At 44.9% G+C, this 21,927-nt stretch carries 27 protein-coding genes; 12 read left to right on the plus strand and 15 right to left on the minus strand.

All coding sequences use genetic code 11. The features are described 5' to 3' along the window. The first annotated feature begins 32 nt into the window (after positions 1–32). Positions 33–878 carry a class II glutamine amidotransferase gene (locus R7R78_RS19860; RefSeq protein WP_225474163.1) on the plus strand — a complete coding sequence of 282 codons (846 nt, stop codon included), beginning with the start codon at positions 33–35 and terminating at the stop codon, positions 876–878. A gap of 389 nt (positions 879–1,267) precedes the next feature. On the opposite strand, the gene purN is transcribed toward R7R78_RS19860, so the two are convergent. After that, a complete protein-coding gene (gene purN, locus R7R78_RS19865; RefSeq protein ID WP_053349812.1) occupies positions 1,268–1,924 on the minus strand; it encodes a phosphoribosylglycinamide formyltransferase in 657 nt (218 codons plus the stop codon). Between the two features lie 151 nt (positions 1,925–2,075). Further along, entirely contained in the window at positions 2,076–3,116 is a 1,041-nt protein-coding gene (gene purM / locus R7R78_RS19870) for a phosphoribosylformylglycinamidine cyclo-ligase (protein ID WP_225474164.1), read from the minus strand. A 179-nt stretch (positions 3,117–3,295) separates the two neighbouring features. On the opposite strand from purM, the gene upp reads away from it, so the two are divergent. Further along, positions 3,296–3,922, plus strand: a complete 627-nt coding sequence (gene upp, locus R7R78_RS19875) for a uracil phosphoribosyltransferase (RefSeq protein ID WP_005380401.1) — start codon at positions 3,296–3,298, stop codon at positions 3,920–3,922. Positions 3,923–4,038: 116 nt separating this feature from the next. Here the strand turns inward: upp and R7R78_RS19880 are convergent, their stop codons facing one another. Beyond that, on the minus strand, positions 4,039–5,292 hold the full coding sequence (locus R7R78_RS19880) for a uracil-xanthine permease family protein (protein WP_225474165.1): 1,254 nt from the start codon (positions 5,290–5,292) through the stop codon (positions 4,039–4,041). A gap of 365 nt (positions 5,293–5,657) precedes the next feature. Here R7R78_RS19880 and R7R78_RS19885 point away from each other — a divergent pair, with 365 nt between their 5' ends. Beyond that, a complete protein-coding gene (locus R7R78_RS19885) occupies positions 5,658–6,866 on the plus strand; it encodes a DUF2066 domain-containing protein (RefSeq protein WP_225474166.1) in 1,209 nt (402 codons plus the stop codon). 140 nt (positions 6,867–7,006) lie between these two features. Here the strand turns inward: R7R78_RS19885 and R7R78_RS19890 are convergent, their stop codons facing one another. Genes R7R78_RS19890 through R7R78_RS19905 form a run of 4 tightly spaced genes read right to left on the minus strand, consistent with a single transcriptional unit; the run spans position 7,007 to position 9,858 of the window. Beyond that, positions 7,007–7,447, minus strand: coding sequence for a DUF2069 domain-containing protein (locus R7R78_RS19890; RefSeq protein WP_005380407.1), 441 nt, complete (start codon positions 7,445–7,447; stop codon positions 7,007–7,009). A 22-nt stretch (positions 7,448–7,469) separates the two neighbouring features. Beyond that, positions 7,470–8,039: an NAD(P)H:quinone oxidoreductase gene (gene wrbA, locus R7R78_RS19895; protein ID WP_025768258.1), complete on the minus strand. Its 570-nt coding sequence runs from the start codon at positions 8,037–8,039 to the stop codon at positions 7,470–7,472. After that, entirely contained in the window at positions 8,040–8,390 is a 351-nt protein-coding gene (gene arsC, locus R7R78_RS19900) for an arsenate reductase (glutaredoxin) (protein WP_005380410.1), read from the minus strand. A gap of 16 nt (positions 8,391–8,406) precedes the next feature. Next, entirely contained in the window at positions 8,407–9,858 is a 1,452-nt protein-coding gene (locus R7R78_RS19905; protein WP_005394337.1) for a tetratricopeptide repeat protein, read from the minus strand. Positions 9,859–10,115: 257 nt separating this feature from the next. Between R7R78_RS19905 and R7R78_RS19910 the strand changes: the two genes are divergently transcribed. Continuing rightward, complete coding sequence (locus R7R78_RS19910; protein WP_005380414.1) at positions 10,116–10,352, plus strand: sulfurtransferase TusA family protein; 237 nt, start codon at positions 10,116–10,118, stop codon at positions 10,350–10,352. A gap of 1 nt (position 10,353) precedes the next feature. Next, positions 10,354–11,427 carry an AI-2E family transporter gene (locus tag R7R78_RS19915; RefSeq protein ID WP_005389843.1) on the plus strand — a complete coding sequence of 358 codons (1,074 nt, stop codon included), beginning with the start codon at positions 10,354–10,356 and terminating at the stop codon, positions 11,425–11,427. Between the two features lie 77 nt (positions 11,428–11,504). Here the strand turns inward: R7R78_RS19915 and bcp are convergent, their stop codons facing one another. Together bcp and R7R78_RS19925 are read right to left on the minus strand one after the other, a co-directional pair. After that, positions 11,505–11,975: a thioredoxin-dependent thiol peroxidase gene (gene bcp, locus R7R78_RS19920; protein WP_137282302.1), complete on the minus strand. Its 471-nt coding sequence runs from the start codon at positions 11,973–11,975 to the stop codon at positions 11,505–11,507. A gap of 16 nt (positions 11,976–11,991) precedes the next feature. Then, a complete protein-coding gene (locus R7R78_RS19925; protein ID WP_005380420.1) occupies positions 11,992–12,534 on the minus strand; it encodes a glycine cleavage system protein R in 543 nt (180 codons plus the stop codon). Between the two features lie 475 nt (positions 12,535–13,009). Between R7R78_RS19925 and dapA the strand changes: the two genes are divergently transcribed. Both dapA and bamC read left to right on the plus strand, forming a co-directional pair. Next, positions 13,010–13,888: a 4-hydroxy-tetrahydrodipicolinate synthase gene (gene dapA, locus R7R78_RS19930; RefSeq protein WP_005380422.1), complete on the plus strand. Its 879-nt coding sequence runs from the start codon at positions 13,010–13,012 to the stop codon at positions 13,886–13,888. 66 nt (positions 13,889–13,954) lie between these two features. Then, on the plus strand, positions 13,955–14,974 hold the full coding sequence (gene bamC / locus R7R78_RS19935; RefSeq protein ID WP_005380424.1) for an outer membrane protein assembly factor BamC: 1,020 nt from the start codon (positions 13,955–13,957) through the stop codon (positions 14,972–14,974). A 106-nt stretch (positions 14,975–15,080) separates the two neighbouring features. On the opposite strand, the gene R7R78_RS19940 is transcribed toward bamC, so the two are convergent. The 4 genes from R7R78_RS19940 to R7R78_RS19955 are packed head-to-tail and all read right to left on the minus strand — an operon-like array spanning position 15,081 to position 17,499. Continuing rightward, positions 15,081–15,284: a DUF2897 family protein gene (locus tag R7R78_RS19940; protein ID WP_005380425.1), complete on the minus strand. Its 204-nt coding sequence runs from the start codon at positions 15,282–15,284 to the stop codon at positions 15,081–15,083. After that, on the minus strand, positions 15,281–15,979 hold the full coding sequence (locus R7R78_RS19945) for a M15 family metallopeptidase (RefSeq protein ID WP_025768261.1): 699 nt from the start codon (positions 15,977–15,979) through the stop codon (positions 15,281–15,283). The genes R7R78_RS19940 and R7R78_RS19945 overlap by 4 nt, the downstream gene beginning before the upstream one ends. Positions 15,980–15,993: 14 nt before the next feature. Next, entirely contained in the window at positions 15,994–17,130 is a 1,137-nt protein-coding gene (gene dapE, locus R7R78_RS19950; RefSeq protein WP_005380429.1) for a succinyl-diaminopimelate desuccinylase, read from the minus strand. Positions 17,131–17,148: 18 nt separating this feature from the next. Further along, positions 17,149–17,499 carry an ArsC family reductase gene (locus tag R7R78_RS19955; protein WP_005380431.1) on the minus strand — a complete coding sequence of 117 codons (351 nt, stop codon included), beginning with the start codon at positions 17,497–17,499 and terminating at the stop codon, positions 17,149–17,151. A gap of 291 nt (positions 17,500–17,790) precedes the next feature. On the opposite strand from R7R78_RS19955, the gene R7R78_RS19960 reads away from it, so the two are divergent. Next, the gene (locus R7R78_RS19960) at positions 17,791–18,078 is read left to right on the plus strand and encodes a winged helix-turn-helix domain-containing protein (protein ID WP_005380433.1); all 288 of its coding nucleotides are present in this window, start codon (positions 17,791–17,793) and stop codon (positions 18,076–18,078) included. Between the two features lie 34 nt (positions 18,079–18,112). On the opposite strand, the gene R7R78_RS19965 is transcribed toward R7R78_RS19960, so the two are convergent. Together R7R78_RS19965 and R7R78_RS19970 are read right to left on the minus strand one after the other, a co-directional pair. Continuing rightward, entirely contained in the window at positions 18,113–18,445 is a 333-nt protein-coding gene (locus tag R7R78_RS19965) for a DUF4156 domain-containing protein (RefSeq protein ID WP_025768262.1), read from the minus strand. 3 nt (positions 18,446–18,448) lie between these two features. Beyond that, the gene (locus R7R78_RS19970) at positions 18,449–18,802 is read right to left on the minus strand and encodes a DUF2956 domain-containing protein (RefSeq protein WP_005380437.1); all 354 of its coding nucleotides are present in this window, start codon (positions 18,800–18,802) and stop codon (positions 18,449–18,451) included. A 144-nt stretch (positions 18,803–18,946) separates the two neighbouring features. Here R7R78_RS19970 and R7R78_RS19975 point away from each other — a divergent pair, with 144 nt between their 5' ends. From R7R78_RS19975 to R7R78_RS19990, 4 genes are all read left to right on the plus strand, one after another. After that, positions 18,947–19,432: a DUF2919 domain-containing protein gene (locus R7R78_RS19975; RefSeq protein WP_025768263.1), complete on the plus strand. Its 486-nt coding sequence runs from the start codon at positions 18,947–18,949 to the stop codon at positions 19,430–19,432. A gap of 46 nt (positions 19,433–19,478) precedes the next feature. Continuing rightward, positions 19,479–20,381 (plus strand): Dyp-type peroxidase, encoded by a 903-nt coding sequence (locus tag R7R78_RS19980; protein WP_054575544.1) that lies wholly within the window; start codon positions 19,479–19,481, stop codon positions 20,379–20,381. A 142-nt stretch (positions 20,382–20,523) separates the two neighbouring features. Next, the gene (locus tag R7R78_RS19985; protein WP_213886663.1) at positions 20,524–21,663 is read left to right on the plus strand and encodes a flagellin; all 1,140 of its coding nucleotides are present in this window, start codon (positions 20,524–20,526) and stop codon (positions 21,661–21,663) included. Continuing rightward, the coding region (locus R7R78_RS19990; protein WP_225474167.1) for a hypothetical protein at positions 21,656–21,927 on the plus strand (272 nt) is incomplete at its 3' end. The genes R7R78_RS19985 and R7R78_RS19990, both read left to right, overlap by 8 nt.

Here is a 21,927-nt window from a genome sequence, read left to right on the forward strand (position 1 = left end):
TCGAGCTGTGTTGTTAGGGAGTTTTTTAAGCCATGTGTGAATTGCTCGGTATGAGCGCTAATGTTCCAACGGATATTTGTTTCAGTTTTACTGGGCTCATGCAGCGTGGAGGTCGAACCGGCCCACACCGTGACGGATGGGGGATCACCTTCTACGAAGGGAAGGGCTTTCGAACCTTCAAAGATCCCAAGCCAAGTTGTGAGTCTAAAATAGCAGAGTTGGTACAAAATTATCCCATCAAAAGTCGTGCGGTCGTTAGTCATATCCGACAGGCGAATCGTGGTGGTGTTAATTTAGAAAATACTCATCCCTTTACACGTGAGCTGTGGGGTAAGTATTGGACGTTTGCGCATAACGGTCAGCTCTCTGGCTACCAAGACTTGCATACAGGTCGACATAGACCTGTCGGTGAGACAGATAGTGAACTGGCATTTTGCTGGTTGTTGAAGCAAATGGAAGATCGATATCCTGAGCCACCAAAGGATATGGAGTCGGTATTCTTATATGTTGCTAAATGTTGTGATGAGCTAAAAGAGAAGGGTGTATTTAACATGCTTCTGAGTGATGGTGAGTATGTAATGACGTATTGCACCAATCATTTGTATTGGATCACAAGACGCGCACCGTTTGGAAAAGCCGCGTTGCTTGATGAAGATGTGGAAATTAACTTCCAAGAAGAAACAACGCCACACGACATCGTTTCTGTGATCGCAACTCAACCTTTGACGGGCAACGAAGCTTGGCAGCGTATGAAACCTGGCGAATACGGCTTGTTTCACCTAGGTGAACTAGTCAAAAATAATGCCTCTGAACTGGTAAATGTGCCGTTTGCGGCGGCTAAGCCAGGCAATCAAGCGCCAACCGAACCGTTAGAGTGATGGTCTCTTACTCTGAATATAAAAATAAAGCTCGCTCAATCGCGAGCTTTATTTTTATGCGTTTTAAACCGAGGGCGGATACGGATGAGCATTCTTACTTTCTAGAGTGCTGGTAGTAGAGTCCTAGTCTCGCTAAGGCTTGCTGTAAAGACGTAACTGATAGAAATTTCTCATAAAACACCTCGTCAGTCTGAACGGTGAAGAACGAACCAGATTCAGAATCTACTTTCCGAGTGTTATGTTACTCAAGTGGTTATGGGATTTTTTAGAATGTTGGGTTTTAGGTTTCTAGTCTCACTACGGCTTTTTTGAATCAAGTTTATAAGTATTAAAACAACCAAGAGCAGCCCTCAGGCTGCTCTTTTGTGCTTGGAGTTTATTATTCAGGGCTACTCATCTGAGGCGTACCCATGTACGCCAAGCTCTGCGCCATCTAAATAGGCTTTACCATCCTTCATGATCAACCGCTCGTCTACCAGCCACTTAGCCACCATAGGGTAGATTCGGTGCTCCTGCGCCTGAACACGTGCCGCAAGTACACTAGCATCATCGTCTTCGAACACAGGAACTTTTGCTTGCAGTATGACAGGGCCACCATCAAGCTCTTCCGTTACAAAGTGCACACTCGTACCATGTTCTTTGTCGCTAGCATCAATTGCTCTCTGGTGTGTGTGTAGCCCAGGATATTTTGGTAGAAGAGAAGGGTGGATATTGATCATCTTACCCATGTAATGAGAAACAAATGCGCTGCTCAGAATGCGCATGTAACCAGCAAGAATAATCACGTCTGGTTGGTATTCATCTATTTGACTCATTAGCTCTGCATCAAAGCTTTCACGCGATCTGAATGCTTTAGGGTCGACAAAGTGACCGTCCACATCAAACTTTTTTGCACGTTCTAAACCAAAAGCATCTGCTTTGTTAGAGAACACGGCTGCCACTCGTGCGTTTGGCATGCTGTCTTCGCAAGCTTCCAAGATAGCTTGCAGGTTACTTCCGTTACCCGAGATGAGGACCACAATGTTTTTTAGGGTATGGTTTTTCATGATGTCGAGAGCGCCTTGGTATTGTAGGTTGGAGTTATGTAGCTTCTAAACTACCTACTAATAGAATGGTTTTTAGTGTTATAGATAGCAAAATGAGGACCTAGTCATCTAGTGTCCTCATTCTTCTTATCTTTTGAGCTCGATTTGCAAATTATTGGATTTCAACTTGCTCTTCGTTCGCGTTTGCTTGTGCGATTTGACCAATCACCCACGCGTTTTCGCCTTCTTCTTTAAGAAGAGCAACTGCTGCATCTGCCTGGTCTTTCGGTAGTGCGACGATTAGACCTACACCACAGTTGAATGTGCGGTACATTTCGTGTGTGTCGACGTTGCCTTTCTCTTGTAGCCACTTGAAGATAACTGGCCATTCCCAACTGTTACCATCGATAACTGCTTTCGTGCCTTCAGGCAGTACGCGTGGGATGTTTTCCCAGAAACCACCACCAGTGATATGAGAAATCGCATGGATGTCGTGTTTCTCAATCATCTTAAGTGCTGACTTGATGTAAATTTTTGTTGGTTCTAGTAGGTGCTCACCAATAGTGCGGCCTGCTAGCTCTTCGCTCTTATCTGCACCAGATACTTCTAGGATCTTACGGATAAGGGAGTAACCGTTTGAGTGTGGGCCGCTTGAGCCAACAGCGATAAGTGCATCACCAGCAGCGACTCTCGTGCCGTCAATCACGTCTTCTTTTTCTACTACGCCAACACAGAAACCAGCTACGTCGTAGTCTTCGCCTTCATACATGCCCGGCATCTCCGCAGTTTCGCCACCAATTAGGGCACAACCTGCTTGAACACACCCTTCAGCGATACCTGAAACAACATCCGCTGCGGTATCAACGTCTAGTTTGCCTGTTGCATAGTAATCTAGGAAAAACAGTGGCTCTGCGCCTTGCACGATAAGATCATTTACACACATTGCCACTAGGTCGATGCCGATCGTGTCGTGCTTGTTCATATCCAGTGCTAGGCGAAGTTTGGTGCCAACGCCATCAGTACCAGAAACCAGTACAGGTTGTTTGTATTTAGTTGGCAATTCGCATAGCGCGCCAAAACCACCGATACCACCCATAACTTCAGGGCGACGAGTACGTTTTACCGCACCCTTAATACGATCCACAAGCGCGTTGCCTGCATCAATATCTACACCAGCGTCTTTATAGCTAAGAGAAGAGTTGTTACCACTCACAGGGAAGTCCTCGGTATTAAGTTGGATATGAAAACGGCGCTATTCTAACAGTGCTTAAACATAGATAGCAAACGTTTGCGTCTGTTTTTTTCTTTAGTGATTTATCCTGATATCCCTGTGAAAATCATGTATAATCTGAAGGTTTGTTTAAATATTGCCAACTATAGCCGGAGATGGACATGAAAGTTGTTGAAGTAAAGCACCCTCTAGTAAAACATAAAATTGGTCTAATGAGAGAAGGTGACATCAGCACAAAACGTTTTCGTGAGTTAGCGACTGAGGTCGGTAGCCTACTTACTTACGAAGCAACGTCAGACTTTGAAACAGAAAAAGTGACCATTGATGGTTGGAACGGTCCGGTAGAAGTAGACCAGATTAAAGGTAAAAAAGTAACCGTAGTGCCAATCCTACGTGCAGGTCTAGGCATGATGGATGGAGTTCTTGAGCACATGCCAAGCGCACGTATCAGTGTTGTGGGTATTTACCGTGATGAAGAAACGCTTGAGCCAGTTCCTTACTTCAACAAGCTTGCTTCAAACATCGAGGAGCGTATTGCGCTTGTTGTTGACCCAATGCTTGCAACAGGTGGTTCTATGATTGCTACGATCGATCTCCTAAAAGAGAAAGGTTGTAACCAAATCAAAGTGCTGGTACTTGTTGCTGCACCAGAAGGTATTGAAGCGCTAGAAAAAGCACACCCAGATGTTGAGCTATACACTGCGGCAATCGATGAGAAGCTTAATGACAAAGGCTACATCGTTCCGGGTCTAGGCGATGCAGGTGATAAGATCTTCGGTACTAAGTAATTCTTTGATGTATTACTATGACTGAACAGAAAAAGGCTTGGTGAAAACCAAGCCTTTTTTGTATCTACAAGAGGAGAAGAGTAAGACACGCCAACTAATAAAGCGGCGCAAACGAACTATTTCACGCTTTCTTCTTCCATTTGTGCGTTATCCACAACGTGGTTTTCACCTAAATCGTTTGGTAGCACAAGGTTAAGAATAATTGCCACGATACCGCATAGGCTCACACCTTGTAGACTGAACTCACCAATACCGAAAGCCATACCACCAATGCCAAACACAAGTGTTACGGCAACAATCACTAGGTTACGAGACTTATGTAAATCAACGTTATTCTTGATCAGTGTGTTGAGGCCTACTGTGGCGATAGAGCCGAACAGCAGAATCATGATGCCGCCCATGACAGGAACTGGAATCGTTTGAAGAACCGCACCTAGCTTACCTACCAATGCAAGTACGATTGCGGTGATTGCTGCCCAAGTCATGATCACAGGGTTAAATGCTTTGGTTAGCATTACCGCTCCTGTTACTTCACTGTAAGTGGTGTTTGGTGGAGCACCCACCATCGAAGCCGCGATAGTTGCCACCCCGTCACCTGCGATTGTGCGGTGAAGGCCTGGTTTTTTCAGGTAGTTTTTACCTGTAACGTTTGAGATAGCAAGCATGTCACCTACGTGCTCAACCGCAGGTGCGATAGCGACAGGAATCATGAACAAAATTGCGTTGATATTGAACTCTGGCGCGGTGAAGTTTGGCATGGCTAGCCAAGCCGCTTGTTCTACGGGAGTGAAATCAACCACACCGTAGAATAGAGAAACAGAGTAACCAGCAAGAATACCACCAACAATAGGAACAAGCTTCAAAAAGCCTTTTGCAAAAACGCTAAGTACAATGGTTGTGAGCAGTGAGACCGCCGAGATAATGATCGCAGCATCACCATTAACTAGCTGTGCTGCTCCATCACCAGTTTTACCTACTGCCATGTTCACTGCTGTTGGGGCAAGGCCAAGGCCGATAACCATGATCACAGGGCCAACGACAACAGGCGGGAGAATTTTATGGATAAATCCAACACCGCGCACTTTGATCATCGCCCCTAGAGCCACATAAACTAAGCCCGCTGCCATCAAGCCGCCCATCGTTGCACCGATACCCCAAGTTTGGATACCGAACATAATAGGAGCAATAAACGCAAAAGAAGAGGCAAGGAAGATGGGAACAGAACGTTTAGTCATTAATTGGAAGAGGAGAGTACCGACACCGGCACCAAAGAGGGCTACGTTTGGATCAAGGCCAGTTAGGAGCGGCACAAGCACCAAAGCACCAAAAGCGACAAAGAGCATTTGAGCGCCTTGTAACGCGTTTTTCATAATAATTCCCTATTTTCAAGATACGCAGACAAATCCGGCGAATACTATCATCCTGCAATCGTTTGCAATGTTGCATAGATCAAACTTTCGATTGAATTTTTCTCACAAATAGCACTTTTGAGAGTTGCTTGCTTGCAAATTGTCCTCTTTTACGTGTCTTGCGTGAAGATGAAAAATGGACAGCCTAACTTGTTGAGATAGCTTAATAAGCAATGAGTTTATTATAAAAAATAGCACTGAAGCGCTGGTTGAGGCCCGAGTTAACAAAGCTGGTCATAATACAGACAATTTACTCAGTACTTACCTTGCTCAAGATTTGATAGTTGCTTATTATTCGGGTTCTTGTTCAGAGGATTATAAAAACTATGCGCTATTTAGCTCTCTTACTGATAGGTTGGTTGTCCCTACCAGTATATGCATTAACTCAGGTGGATATCTATCGTGCCGAAGTGGTTATCGACAGTGAGCAGAACGACGGTGAGTCTTTGGCTCGTCAACAAGGTATGCAGGATGTGATTGTTCGAGCGACCGGTTCTCAATCCTCTTTAAGCAATCCAGTGATTAAAAAGGCACTTAGCTCAAGTGCGCGTTACATTTCTCAACTGAGCTATGGGCAGGTTGATGGAAAAGCGAGCCTAAAAATGTTGTTTAACAACGACCAAATCAGCTCTCTTTTAACACAAGCACAATTGCCATCTTGGTCGCCAAATCGTGCCAATATTTTAGTTTGGATGGTTGAAGAACAGGGTTACGATCGTAACATTGCGTGGGAGCATTCTGAATCTTCAAATGTTGCAGCACTTCGTAGCGCAGCGAAATTAAGAGGCCTACCAATCACTATCCCGGTTGGGGATTTTGATGATGTGACCGGTGTTAATGTCTCTGATCTTTGGGGCGGCTTTATTGAGCCAATTGGTCAAGCCAGCCAGCGCTACCCAGCTGACGCCGTTTTGGTTGTACGAGCTCAAGGTGAACAAATTCGTTGGACACTCTACGACCAGTCGCCAACGAGAATTGTAGAAGCGCAACGTTCTCCGCGTAGCGGGTCTGCATCAGGTGCTAATGCTATTGCAGAAATGGTGGATGGCATCGCAGACTACTATGCAAGTAAGAGTGCAGTTGTGGTTTCAGGAAAGTCTTCAAAAGCGCTAGCAGTGAAAGTCCTTAATGTAACCTCTGCCACGGACTTCTTCCGTTTAGAGAATGCGTTAAAACAACTTAATTCGGTTGCGGGTACAGAGATTAAGCGTGTTCAAGGGGACGAGTTAACGCTCAACATCCACCTTTTGGCATCACAACAAGCTTTTGAGAAAGAAGCTTCTTCTATTTCTCAATTAATGGTTTTTGAAGATCCTTTAGGTGAAGTTGATGCCCCAGCTTCAACTCAAGAAGAAGAGCCATTGGTTCAGAGTAATGAAGCAAAAGACGCCGTGACGCCAAAAGAAGCGCAGCCTGAAGTACCAGTAAATGTTGTGGCAGAAGCAAGTGACGAAACACAACCAACTCAGCCGATGATTGTGGAGCCTGTCCGAGAACAGTATGACTTGATCTACGAGTGGCGCTCGGCATCGTAATCGCCTTGGTAGCGTTCCAGGCGTGAAACGCAAGGGTCAAACACCAATGTGGTAAGCATAAAAAAGAGTCGCAATAGCGACTCTTTTTGTTTTCTAAATTCGTATTCGAACCAATGATCAGTGATTGACTGCAATTGGCGTTATTTATTGAATTTCGCTTTTTCTTCTTTTTCTACTTGAGAGAGGCGTTTCAACTTAAGACCTAGCTCTTTGCCTCTCGCTCTAGCAAACAAAATATTGCCAGCGAAACCGAGTGAAGTCAGTATCAGTTCCACTGCCGCAAGCCAGCGTTCACCCCCATCCACATAAAGGATGGTCAGCGCATGCAAGAAATACAGCATAAGAACAAAGTTAGCCCAAGCATGAGTGTAAGGCTTACCAGCTAAAATACCAGGTAACGGAAGTAGTAGCGGAATACACCAAGCAATAGCAAGTGTTGTGCTGCTGAGGTGAGGGTGAGGGGATAACGCAAGCTGCCAAATAGCGACCCAGGCTAATAAGGCTAAGTTGCCAAATAAAGCCAGGTAACGATAGGTTTTAGCCTGTGTACCGAGTGGTGTTTGGTCTAAAGAGTCAGACATCGATTAACTATCCTTGATTTTACTAACAGACTTTTAGTTTTAACGCTGCAGTTGCCAGCCTTTTGCCTAATTGTTGTGCCAGGCGAATCTCTTCACTGCTTAGGGTTGCCTCATGGCCTACACTGCTGGCGCCATACGGAGTGCCTCCGGACTGCGTAGTGTGTAACTCTGGCTCGGAATAAGGAATGCCCAAAACCATCATCCCGTGATGCAATAAAGGGGTCATCATGCTTTGTAACGTTGTTTCTTGACCACCATGCATCGAGGACGAAGAGGTAAAGACACAAGCAGGCTTATCGATTAAGTCACCACTGACCCATAAAGATGTAGTCTGATCCCAGAAGTGCTTTAAAGGCGCAGCCATGTTGCCAAACCAGACGGGACTGCCAAACGCTAGACCGTCGCACGTTTTCAGTTCCTCTAGAGTAACAATTGGATCAGAAGGGGAGTGTGAGTGAGGTGACAATTCTTCAACTGTACGCAAAACTGCTTGGCATTGAGGAGTCGATTCGACTCCTCTTGCTATTTGTCTTGCCAGTTGTTTTGTCGAGCCATGACGGCTGAAATACAAAATAAGGATCTGGCAATCCATTTATAAAATATCCAACACTTGCTCTGGTGGGCGACCAATTTTTGCTTTGCCGTTAGCAACGACTACCGGACGCTCAAACAACTTTGGATTTTTCGCCATTGCTTCGAATAATTGCTCATCGCTGACGGAGTCTTCGCCTAAGCCAAGCTCTTTATATTCACTTTCTTTAGTGCGCATCATTTCACGTACAGATGAAAAGCCAAGCTGGGCGTACAGCGCTTTTAGTTCATCCACGTTAAGTGGTGTGTCTAGGTATTTGACGACTTCCGGTGTAACACCATTTTGCTCAAGCAGTTCAAGTGTTTGACGGCTCTTTGAGCAACGAGGGTTGTGATAAATCACGACTGACATGGTTTTCTCCATTTCGTTATTGTAATGCCATGAATCGATCTCTTTGGATCATGAGTTGGTCGATACGGGCATCGTATCGTGCTTGCTCTAAGCTGCCCAACTTGGCCATTTTACTTGCTTCACTATAATATTGAATCGCTTTATTCCAATTTGCTCGCAATGCCAAAATTTCTGCTCGAGCAGCCAACTCTTCATCGCTACGCCCCAGCGCGTGGTAGCTCTTCGATATTAGGTGCCAGCCATTTGTATCTTCAGGATAGTCATGAGTGTATCTTTGAAGAACTCGCGTGGCTTGATCGTTTTTATTGTCCTCAAGTAGCGCATTGGCGTAGTTAATGGTCAATACTTTATTTTGAGGGTTACGAGATAACGCTTTGCGGAGCATCTCGGTTGCTTTTTCTGGCTGCTTCTTCTCGATGTATAAATCCGTCATAGCGTCCAAGTAAAACGGGTTACTTGGGTCTTGTTCCAGTAACTTTTTCAAAATTGGTTCCGCTTGAGATAAGCGTTTATTGTCTAAATGCACGAGTGCTCGACCATAATCAAAAGCAGGTGTAATGTCCGCAGAGGCTTTCTTTTGGGTTCTCTCAAACCAGCTCAGGGCGGCTTGTCCATCAATGCCAGCGTAACGAGCCACAATGCGCGCGCGAGCTAGATGATAGTCTATTGAAGGCACAACACGCATTGGAGGATAGGTTCTTGCTCGCGCACGGCTATCGGTAATTCGATCTTCAGGCAGAGGGTGAGTCAGGAGCATTGGTGGCGGTTTACTCGCATAACGATACTCATCAGCAAGACGGCCAAAAAACCTTGGCATTGCTTGAACATCAAAACCGGCTTTTGCTAGTGTCGAAATACCAAAGCGATCCGCTTCTTTTTCGTTTGCACGAGTGTAGTTGATTTGACTTTGCATGTTGCCCGCGGTTGCTGCTGTAATTGCAGCCATCCCCGCTTCGGGTGAGGCAATTGAAAGCAGTAGTGCCCCCGCAAGTGCGGCTAATGTGGCCGGAGAGCGGCGTGCTTGTTCTTCCATACTCCGAGCAAGATGACGTTGTGTGACGTGCGCTATCTCGTGAGCGACAACAGAGGCCAGCTCACTTTCTGAACGAGCATGAAGAAACAACCCAGAATGCAGCGCTACATAGCCACCAAAAAACGCGAACGCGTTGATATTACGGTCGCGAATCATAAAGAAGTGGAACGGCGTTTTTACATCATTCGCATTGGCCACTAATTTGTGCCCAAGAGAGTCAATATATTCATTGATGACAGGGTCATTAACGATAGGTTTACTGGCTCTGAGCATACGCATATAGGCGTCGCCATAAATCAACTCTTGGTCTATTGAAAGCGTGCCACCAGCAGCTGTGCCAATGTCTGGCAAGTCAATGCTATTGGCATAAGTTGTCGGCGAACTGATGGCAGCAGCAAGACATAAGCAAACTAGCGAGCGAGTGCGTTTTAACATACGTTTAAAAGGTTCTCCAAAATACATAAGCATGTGGTTACAGGTCGAGAGCCTATTAACAGCGCCACATACGTTTTGGTTATCCGTGAGGATATAAGCTAACAGTAAGACCGGAAATAAATGAATTGGTTTCGTAAATTATTTTACATCCGAGCTATTTCAGCATGTGGTTAAATCATGTCAGAAGTGCTAGCACCAGCTCAAAAAGCCGTTACAATACAACCCTATCATAAGTGCAGAGCAATACAATGGAATCCATGTTACTTGATTTGCGTGAGCAACGTTGTCCTATGGCACTGTTACTTGCAAAGCGTCATGCTGCTGAGGTCTTTCAAGGAGAAGCAAAGCAGTATCATCAACTTGTCATTCAAGTGGTGGACAACAGCTCTAAACGAGACATTGTGAACTATCTTAGTGCCCAAGGGTACTCGGTTGATTGCCAATCTACATCAGAGCACTACACATTGACTGTCTTCAATAAGGAATCCGCATAAGATGTTTGAAATGGTTAGTCGTTGGTATAAACGACGTTTCTCTGACCCTCACGCAGTAAGTCTCGTCGCGATCTTGCTGTTTGGCTTTATCACCATTTACTTCTTTGGACACTTGATTGCGCCATTACTTGTCGCGATCGTTTTGGCTTATCTACTTGAATGGCCAGTTGTCAAAATGTGTCGTATGGGCGTGCCGCGCACTTTGTCGGTTATTATCGTGATCTTGGTCTTTGTCGGGTTAATGTTAATTGCGTTGTTTGGCTTGGTTCCGACGATTTGGACTCAGGTCGGTAATCTAATTAACGATATTCCGAACATGTACAACGGGCTACAAAAGTTTATTGTCACATTGCCAGAGCGCCACCCTGAACTAGCCAATTTAGAAATAGTAGAAACCGTGGTGACGAACGCCAAAAACCAAGCATTGGGGCTGGGTGAAAGTGTCGTCAAAGGGTCGCTTGCTTCATTAGTTAGCATTGCAACGCTAGCGGTATATTTGATCTTAGTGCCACTTCTGATCTTCTTTTTGCTTAAAGACAAAGAAGAAATGCTGCGAATCGCAAGCGGTATTCTGCCGAAAAACCGTAAATTGGCGAATAAAGTTTGGCATGAAATGAACGAGCAGATATCAAATTACATTCGCGGTAAAGTGTTAGAGATTTTAATCGTGGGCGGTGTGAGCTACGTGACTTTTGCCCTTTTAGATCTTCGTTACTCGGCGTTGCTTGCCGTAGCCGTTGGTCTGTCGGTTTTGATTCCTTATATCGGTGCGGCGGCTGTTACTGTACCTGTTGCCATCGTTGGTTTGTTCCAATGGGGTTTAACGCCTCCGTTTTATTGGTTGTTGCTTGCTTACGGTATTATCCAGGCGCTTGATGGTAATGTCTTGGTTCCTGTTCTGTTTTCCGAGGCAGTAAACTTACACCCAGTTGCTATCATTGTGGCTGTATTAGTCTTTGGTGGGCTGTGGGGTTTTTGGGGGGTGTTCTTCGCCATTCCTTTAGCGACATTAGTCAAAGCCGTATGGCATGCATTACCAAGCACGGAAGAAAACGAACCTGTCGAACAAGAGTAGTTGTTACCAAAGGTACGATGGTTAAAAGAAAGCCCAGCAGTTTGCTGGGCTTTTTGTTTGTAGAAAAACAATAGCGTTTAAGCGTTTTCGTTTAAGTAGTTTAATACGGCTTCGTGGTGATCTTTGGTTTTGAACTTGTTAAACACGTGTTCGATCACGCCTTCTTCATTGATCAGAAAGCTAATGCGGTGAAGACCGTCGTATACTTTGCCCATGAATTTCTTTTCGCCCCAAACGCCGAACTGGTCAGCAACGGCATGGTCTTCATCAGAAAGCAGAGTGAAGTTTAAATCATCGCGCTCGATGAACTTGCCTAGGCGCTTTACAGGGTCGATGCTTACGCCGAGTACCACCACGTTATGTGCATCGAGTTCAGCTTTGATGTCACGAAGGCCTTTTGCTTGTGTAGTACAACCCGGCGTCATCGCCTTAGGGTAAAAGTAGAAAAGTACTTTCTTGCCTTTAAAGTCTTCAAGAGAAACGGTATTTCCGTCTTGGTCGAGCAAAGAGAAGGCTGGCGCTGGCGAGCCTGCTGTCAGCGTATTCATTTTGATTTCCTTTACTTTATAGTGTGTTTTTAATGAAATTCAGAGAACCTTGTACGTTGAGCGACTTACAAAGTTCATCGAAGTCTTCTTGTAACTGCATCAAATTAAAATCCGCGCTTACAGATGCAGTAATCGCAATGTGAAACTGGTCAGAATCGAGTTGAATTTTCGACTTGCTGATGGTTTGCGCGCTAAGAGAGTCTAAACCAATCTGCTGATCAGCGAAGAACTTAGTAAATTTTTCAGTTAACCCAGGGCGGTCTTCAGACTCAATAAACACTTCCATGGTGTAGCTGTTATCGAGCAGTTCGTGCGCCGCTGTGCGTTTCATGATCGTAATAAGGTCATGTTCTTGGCCAAGCAGGGGCAATTGTGTTTCAACTCGAGTCACGCTGCTGGCGTTCCCAGTCAGGAGCATGATCAGCGTAAATTCGCTGCCAAAGATAGCGATACGGCTATCGACTATGTTACAACCAGCTTGAGTAACGAGCTGTACGACTTGGTTACAAATGCCTGGACGGTCCGTTCCAACTGCTGTAAGTACCAGATGTTGCTTCATAAATGAGCTTCTTGTCCTTTCTTCAATAGAGAGATGTTAGCACAGATATTGCGAAGAAATATCGAGCCAGTTCTTTTTTAGTCTATAAAAAGCAGGAGGATGTTGAGGGGAGCGGTGGGAAATAAACAGTAAATGCAGGCTGTAGGATAAACAAAACGTTTGCATGATGTGCTTGCCTATTGTCTGGCCGTTTTATTCACTTAGATCTGACTTGGCTAACAAGACCAAAGAGTATATTTTCCTTGCTTGTGCTCTTCAGTATTTTCCAAATCACTGATAGATTCTAAAGTCACTCGAAAGCCCAACACGATTATCAATATTGCCGTTAATCAAACCAAATAGAGCAATTAAGTTGCTAGACCTCTAACAACTGGTAATTATTCATTCATTTGTACTTTGTAAGCGAGTTTACGCTCTTGTGTTTTTCAATCGCATTACAGTACCATGCAGAAAGAGTTAAATGAGGGAGATAAACATGTTTTCAGGAAGTATCGTAGCGCTGATTACGCCATTCAAAGCAGATGGCGAAGTAGACTTTGACGGTCTGCAAAAGCTAGTAGAGTACCACGTTGAAGCGGGTACAGACGGTATTGTGGCAGTAGGCACAACAGGTGAGTCAGCGACACTGACCATTGAAGAGCATGTAAAGGTCGTTAATAAAACTGTTGAGTTTGCCGACGGTCGCATCCCTGTGATTGCTGGCACGGGTGCAAATGCAACCCATGAGGCAGTAACATTTAGCAAATTACTGGCTGATTCTGGTATTGCTGGCTTCCTGAGTGTGACACCGTATTACAACAAACCAACTCAAGAGGGTTTGTTTTTACATTACAAGGCAATTGCCGAAGCGAGTGATGTGCCTCTAATTTTGTACAACGTACCAGGCCGTACTGCTGTTGATATGCAGCCAGAAACAGTGGCACGCTTGTCAAAGCTTGATAATATCGTGGCTCTAAAAGATGCAACGGGCGATTTGGAACGAATTGCAATTCATCGTGAACTTTGTGGCGAAGATTTTATCTTACTAAGTGGCGATGATGCGACAGGGCTGGATTTTGTGAAACTTGGCGGCAATGGTGTTATCTCGGTAACGAACAATATTGCAGCTAAAGACATGGCAGACATGTTCCATTTGGCAAGTGAAGGTAAGTACGAAGAAGCAGAAGCGATTAACCAACGCTTGATGACTCTACACAAAAACCTTTTCATCGAAGCAAGCCCTATCCCAGTAAAATGGGCAGCGCAAAAGCTTGGTTTGATTGAAGAAGGTGGTTTGCGTCTTCCTTTAACTACGCTTTCTGAAAAATCGCAGCCGATCGTCGAGCAGGCGCTAACAGACGCCCATATTTATTAAGATTGAGTTACTAGGATTGAAGTTCATACTGGGGGCCAAAGCGCCCTCGGTGTTTTAGGAGTATAGATGAAGCTTTCAAGCCAGTTAGTGTTAAGTTCATTAGCTGTATTCGTATTGACTGCCTGTTCAGGTGGTGCCAATCAACGTCGTCAAGCAAAAGATGACTTCGAGTATTTGAACTCCCCAAATTTGGGTGAGTGGAATGTCCCACAGGGTGCACAGCCTCAGTTTTACCCTAACTACGAGATCCCTCAGGGTAACTACGCTGGTGGTGTAGGTAAAGATGTCGACATTCGTCCACCTCAACAAGTCCTAGAGCTTATTCCCGGTGCACGTTTGGACCGCAGTAGTGATGGTGAAGTGACACTTTGGCTACTTCGTAAAGATGAACTAGATAAAGTTTGGCAAACGGTGCAAAACATGGTCGCGGCTAACGAGATTCCAGTTGAAAGCCAAACAGACTCTCGCATCGAGACAGGATGGGTGACTTGGGATTCGCCAGATGAAGAGCTAGAAATTGGCAGCCGATATGAAATCGTACGCGCTGAAGCAAATGGTCGACACGGCTTTAAGGTGAGCCTTATTGACTGGCGTGAAGGCAATCAAGTGAAAGAAGTAACGGCGACCAACCGTGAGCGCTACAATGTATTCATGACGAACTTGGTCACCGCTCGCTACGACCAAGAAGTGCGTGAAGAAGCACAGCGTAAAGCGCAAGAGTTGGTTAAACAGATCCCAATCACAATGGGTAAAGACCGCAGCGGACTTCCTGTGATTATCGCGCGTGCGCAATACAACATGCTTTGGCAACGTTTGCCTAATATTCTACCTAAGATGGGCTTTAAGATTGAAGAGCGTAGCCAGTCTCAGGGTACAATCACTGCGAAATATGCGTCTCCGGATGATGAATTCTGGAACGATATCGGCGTTAAACCAGTGGAGTTAGCCGCTGGGAAGTACACATTCTTACTTGGTGATTTAGGCAACCGTACGTCTATCAATATCACCGACTCCTCTGGCAAGCCAGTAGAAGAAGAGTTTTTGAAATCACTAGCGCCTGTATTGGCTGCAACAGTGAAGCAGTAAACAAAGCGAGCTTAACGCGGCGTGTTTACTTAATGATAGAAAAGGGACCTAGTGGTCCCTTTTTTGATGTTTAGATTAAATGTGTCGAGATGAAGCTGGTGAGTAACTAACGAGGCTCGTTTTTGTTTTTATCTTCTTCAGCGTAGCGCTGTTTATCCAATGTGTTCAGCTTATCTAAATCGTTCTTACGGCTTTTATCCATCTGACCAAACTTCATTTTTGCGGTATATTTGAGTGCGGCAATATTACCAATGACCACGCTCAACACTACAATAATAATGACCCAAGGATTGGTTAGTATTTCTATCATAGAGCCTCCGGCGGCGTGATATTGTGAATAAATTTGGCAACGACGTTATCCAAATTATTCAGTATGACGTCAATCCCTGCAATGTTGTCGGTCTGATTTTGTTTAATCAACTGGCTTCTGAGTACATCAAGCGTCAACTGCTCGAGGCATTGCTGCCCGACAGCGCGGTGACTAATGTGCCAAGGCTCAATCGAAACGCCACCTAAATCATGCTGATAAGGGAAGAAGAAACCGAACCGACCAAGGTTGGCTTTTAACCATTGGTAGAACGCCTGCTGGTGGCCTTCAAGATACTCCCAAGGTTCCAACTTGAGTTTGGTGTCAGCAGGCAATAAATTGCGCGCATAGACATCAAAATCACAACCCCAATGATGACGACTTCCTCCGGGCAATGCCGACCAGCGCAAAATGGCCATCAATTTCTCTTCGTCATTTAACTCTGCTTTATTCAAAGGGCGGGAGTTGATATCGAGAATTGGCAACTCACCAGAAAACTTCCCGTTCCAGATGGCTTTTTGGCGATTAAAGTCACGAAAACCACTGGCGATTTCCATTTTGAAACCTGCTTCGGTTGCGGCATTAATCATCTTCAATAAGTCATTGACTACTTTAGGGTGAAGCATAAATGCCTTTTGCCCCACTAGTGTGGATTGAAGATGGGAATCAGTGATTCCGGTGAGTTGCTCTGGTGTCATTGTGTTCTCGCTGATTACTTCGCCAATAGGTGTTTCAACGTGTTTTCGTACATGTCCGTCAACTTTTCAAGATCGTCGACTTTCACACACTCGTTCACTTTATGAATCGTAGCGTTAACAGGGCCTAACTCTACGACTTGACCTCCCATTCGAGCAATAAAACGACCATCAGACGTACCGCCAGTTGTAAGTAGCGCTGGCTTCGTATCATTGACTTCGGCCACAGCAGCTACAACCGCGTCTAGCAGTGCGCCCGTATCGGTCAGGAATGGGTCTCCGTTGAATGTCCATTTTAGGTCGTAGTCCAGCTCATGCTTGTCCAATGTTTCGGTAACACGCTGAACAATTGCGTCATTGTTAAGCTCAGTACTAAAACGTAGGTTGAACTGAACATGGAACTCGCCAGGAATAACGTTAGACGCACCAGTGCCAGCCGATACATTCGGGATCTGGAAACTAGTCGGTGGGAAGTAATCATTCCCTTTGTCCCATTCTGTCGTCGCGAGTTCATGAATCGCGAGTAGAGACTCGTGCACTGGATTGCTGGCTAGGTGAGGGTAGGCCACGTGACCTTGTGTTCCTTTTACCGTTAAATCACCAGTGATGGATCCACGGCGTCCATTTTTCACTACATCGCCAACCACGTCGGTGCTGGATGGTTCACCAACAATACACATATCGATGTTCTCACCACGTTCCATCAACGTTTCTACAACGCGAACGGTACCATTGATAAATGGCCCTTCTTCATCTGACGTAATCAAAAAGCCAATTGAGCCTTTGTGGTCTGGGTTTTCTTCAATGAAGCGTTCGACAGCAACGACCATAGCAGCGAGTGACCCTTTCATGTCAGCTGCGCCGCGGCCATGCAAGTAACCATCAATAATGGTCGGTTCAAACGGATGTGTATTCCAGTGTTCCAATTTGCCAGCTGGTACCACATCGGTGTGGCCAGCAAACGCAAATAGCGGCGCTTCTGAACCACGTCGAGCCCAGAAGTTCGTGGTGTCTTCAAATACCATCACTTCAATTTCAAACCCGAGTGCTTTTAAGCGCTCGATCATCAAATCCTGACAACCTGCGTCTTCCGGCGTTACGGACTGTCTACTGATCAGATCTTTAGCAAGTGCCAATACTGGACTGTCTGTCATCCTTGAGTATTCCTTTATTTAAGAGTTGAAAATGCTAGCGTATTGATCAGCTTTAAAACCGATATGAAGTTGATCATTCACTTTTAAAATTGGGCGTTTAATCATCGCAGGGTTTTCTACCAAAAGAGCGATGGCGTTTTCCTCGTTAAGTGTGTCTTTCTGCTCTTGCGCTAATTGGCGGTAGGTTGTGCCACGTTTATTGAGCACCTGTTCCCAACCTAAAGCGCGACAAAATTCACTTACCATTTCTGCATCAATGCCTTGCTTACGGTAGTCATGGAAGTCGTAAGCAATATCCTCGGCTTCTAACCATTTCTTGGCTTTTTTGATCGTATCGCAGTTGGGAATACCAAACATGGTAATCGACATAGTGTTTCCTTTTTCTTTGTTCTATTTTTCACTGGCGCGGTTAAGACGCACTTAAGTGATTTGGGCTGTTAAAGCATCCTATCAAGAAGCAATCAAACTGACAAAATGCGGTGGAAAATATTTTCAGATAGATTGAGATAACTAATGTCACATAACTTATTTACGATGAATGCGCTATAAATCGAATAAAAATTCGTCTAAATCAAATGGAAAAGTCGAGTTATTGATCAAACGCAACACCTCGCTGAGCAAAAACGAAATAATGAATCAGCACAATTTTAGGAGGTGTCAATGGAATTGAGTCCTGTTTTTGCAAGGCGGCTATATTTGGCCTTGTTGGTGGAAAACCTAGAAAGGCCGAATGTGCCAAAGTTGATCGAAAAAACGGGGTGGCCTCGTCGTACTATTCAAGATGTACTCAAGGCGTTACCTGGGATCGGCATTGAACTCATATTCGTTCAAGATGGCCGACGTCATAATGACGGCTATTATCAACTTTCAGATTGGGGGCCTTTTGATAGCCAATGGGTTCTAGAGCGGGAGAGAGATATCGCTAGCAGTCTTGGATTTCGTGCATAAGCCAGCAATTGCTGGCTTTTTTCATATTCAGGCCTCATCCATTGCAGCGGTAGGCGGAACCCAGCACGCTAAATGAAGTGATAAAATCTTGTGGGGAAACCATAAAAACGGTGTCCGCATCGATAGCCGCTGCATTGTTTTTTAAATCGTTCATCGCGCCTTGCATCATCGCGTCATTAGTCATGAAAATGTAGTTATACCAATGGCCTTCACTTCCGGTGACTTCGCCTTTGTATTCGCATCGCTCAGGGTTGAATTGCGCGTCAATGCGAATATGAACATCTTGACTTTGAGCATGAGTAAGGTGAGAAGGCATCGTGCAACCCGTTAGAAGCACGACAAAAAGTCCAAGTAACAGGCGTTTCATTAGCTATTTCCCCAATACTATGTAAGCAGCAAAGCCAATCCAGCTCAGAACAAGTAGTGTCCAAGGCAGTTTGCTTGATGAATGGTTTGGCGCATCGTCGGTGATATTGTCTTGTTCGATAATCTCTTCATGCTGACGTTGTTTTTCACGTTGCTGTTTTTTCTTCGCTTTATCGGCTTGGCGGTTGCGCTCTTTTTGTTGTTTCTTATATTGCGCGATGCCTTTTTCGATACCTTGAGCGATAAGCTTGGTTTGCTCTTTGGTTTGGCCGGGCTTTTGCGTGGATTTAGCAATTCTCATCGCTTCGGCTTGTGTTTCTTGAGAAGGCACAGGGGTGGCAGGAGTTCTTTTTTTCATGTTTCTCATCAACGTCGCTGTAAATCTTTGTTTAGTTTACCTGTGTAAGGTGCTGAAATGAACTTCAGTTCTCATCTTTGTTGGCTTGCAACTCTGAAACGATAGGTTAAAGTGACGTTTTTATCACATAAAGAAGAAGATGTTGTGCGCTATTCGTTTGACCAATATGACGCTCATGGATTTTTAAAGGCGCCGATCATTTTATGGGTGGGATGGATGTTTCTTGTGCGTTCATGGGTGGTGTTTGCCATGGCTGGTGTAAGTCGTGATAGTGGCAGTAAGCTACTCGCTATTGTTTACCCAGATTCAAGTACGTTGTATTTGGGTTTGGCGATGGGCATTCCAAGTTTGCTTCTTATGTGGTTAATGGGGCTTCGTCATCCCGACAGAGGATGGGTAAACAGAATTACTCGCTATGGTCGCGAGATCACTTTGATCTTGTGCGGTATTCAACTTGCTCAGACCATGTATCATGTGTACCTAGAACATGGAGTGTTTAATTGGGCAAACGCCCTTACCATTACCTTATTAGCTTGGTTTATGATCTATCTTCTAAATGGAAGATGGGTAAAAGACTGTTTTCATGTGCCACAATTGGCGCACGATGAACAGCAGCATTCAAAGAATTAAAAACAATAACTTCCCACTCTGGGGCAAAGTAATAGAGGAAACCTCAATGTCACAAGCTCAAACGGCGATCGTGCCAGAAGCCGGGCCATTTGCACTGTACACTCAACTCAAAGTGAACCAAAACCGTGAAAACGTATTAGAAAAACTGAAAGCACTGCCAAAGTTGGTGGAAGAGTTAAACATTACCCAGCCGGGTGCAGCGCTGACGCTTTCTATCGCATTCACAAAATCGTTTTGGGAACACCTTAATGTAGACGCGCCAGAAGAGCTTATTGATTTTACTCAACTTGGCGAAGGTGACATCGTTGCTCCAGCAACAGACGTAGATGTACTGATTCACTGTCACTCGACTCGTCACGACTTGCATTTTTACGTGTTGCGTAAGTTCCTAGAAGAGACGGCACAAGATGTCACCATTGTGGACGAAACATATGGGTACCGTTACCTTGATGCTCGTGATATGACAGACTTCATTGATGGCACAGAAAACCCAAAAGGGGAGGCTCGCGCTGATGTGGCTCTAGTAAAAGAGGGCCCATTTGCTGGAGGCAGTTATGTTATGGCTCAGCGCTTTGAACATAACCTTGCCGCTTGGAATCGATTGAATGTCAAAGCGCAAGAAAAAGTGATTGGTCGTACCAAGCCAGACTCTATCGAGCTAGAAGACGTTCCTGCTGCATCACACGTTGGTCGCGTTGATATCAAAGAAGAAGGTAAAGGTTTGAAGATTGTTCGCCACAGCTTACCATACGGGATGGTGACCGGTGCTCACGGTCTGTTGTTCATTTCTTACTGCAATACACTTCATAACATTAAAGTGATGCTAGAAAGTATGTACGGCGTAACAGATGGTAAAACAGACCAAATGCTTCGTTTCACAAAAGCGGTAACAGGTGCTTACTTTTTCGCGCCTTCGCAAGAAATGCTCGCGGAGCTAGCCATCAAGTAAGTTCTCAGACTTCATTTCTTAAGCCCTCCAATGGAGGGCTTTTGTTTTCTATTTCTATTCCAATCTCTTTTCAAAAAACACTAAACTTTTCTGTTACTTGGTCGATAAGTACTCAAAGCCTTAATTTTAGGACTCTTTATTCGTGGCGATCACCGTTAATACCAATGTTGCAGCACTTGTCGCACAGCGTCATTTGACCAGTGCAACTGACATGCTGAACCAATCCATGGAGCGTTTGTCTTCAGGGAAACGTATTAACAGCGCAAAAGATGACGCGGCGGGTCTGCAAATCTCCAACCGTCTACAATCGCAAATGCGTGGTTTGGATGTCGCGGTACGTAACGCGAATGACGGCATTTCTATAATGCAAACCGCCGAAGGGGCGATGAATGAAGTGACTAACATTATGCAACGTATGCGTGATTTGTCGCTTCAATCAGCCAATGGTTCAAACAGCAAAGCGGAGCGCACTGCAATGCAAGAAGAAGTCTCTGCTTTAAATGATGAGTTAAGTCGTATTGCAGAAACGACCTCCTTTGGCGGACGTAAATTGCTGAATGGCACATTCGGTACATCGTCTTTTCAAATCGGTGCAACGGCTGGTGAAGCGGTACAAATTGGCCTGCGGACCATGCAGCCGGAATCTTTAGGTAGCTTTTCAATGAGCTCATATCAAAGAGTCAGTTCAGATTGGACGGTTCAAAACGGAAATAATGAAATTGTTATCAGCTACCGTGATAACAATTTTGAAGAGCAGGAGATCCGTATTGAAGCTAAAGCTGGCGACGATATAGAAGAACTCGCGACTTACATTAACGGGCAGACCGATAAAGTGAAAGCGTCTGTTAATGAAGAGGGGCAACTGCAGTTACTCATGTCCCACAAGGACGCCATAAAATACCCTGGACCAACCTTCAGTGGTGGCCTGGCTGATGAGTTAGAACTTGGCAAGTATGTCACCGTAAATAGAACGGTAGATAGTATTGATATTAGCACGGTCGGTGGCGCTCAGATGGCGGTCGGCATTTTAGATGATGCTTTGAAAACGGTAGATGGCAGTCGTGCGGAGTTAGGCGCGTATCAAAACCGCTTTAATCACGCGATCAATAATCTCGATAACATCCACGAAAACTTAGCCGCTTCCAACAGTCGTATCCAAGACACTGACTATGCCAAAGAAACTACGCAAATGGTGAAGCAACAGATTTTACAACAGGTCAGTACTTCTATTCTGGCGCAAGCAAAACAAGCGCCAAACCTAGCATTGACCTTGCTTGGCTGATGAACGGCCTTGCCCGAATTTAACGCAAAACCTGCCTGTATCGACAATTCGAAAAGAAGCTTTAGCGAAAAATGAAAGTTTTTTTGCTTTTTTATCCGCTTTGTCACGATTACCCCTCCAAACGAATTATTTTCAAAAAAATCTAAAATTTTCTCTAAAGAAAACAGGGCATGCGCCGTTAATAAAAGTAACTTTGAGAGAACTACTTGGTTTTCCGAGACGTCGGAAACCGCTACACCGGAAAATCAATTGGAGAAATCACCA

The sequence above is a fragment of the Vibrio sp. 2134-1 genome (assembly GCF_033339495.1).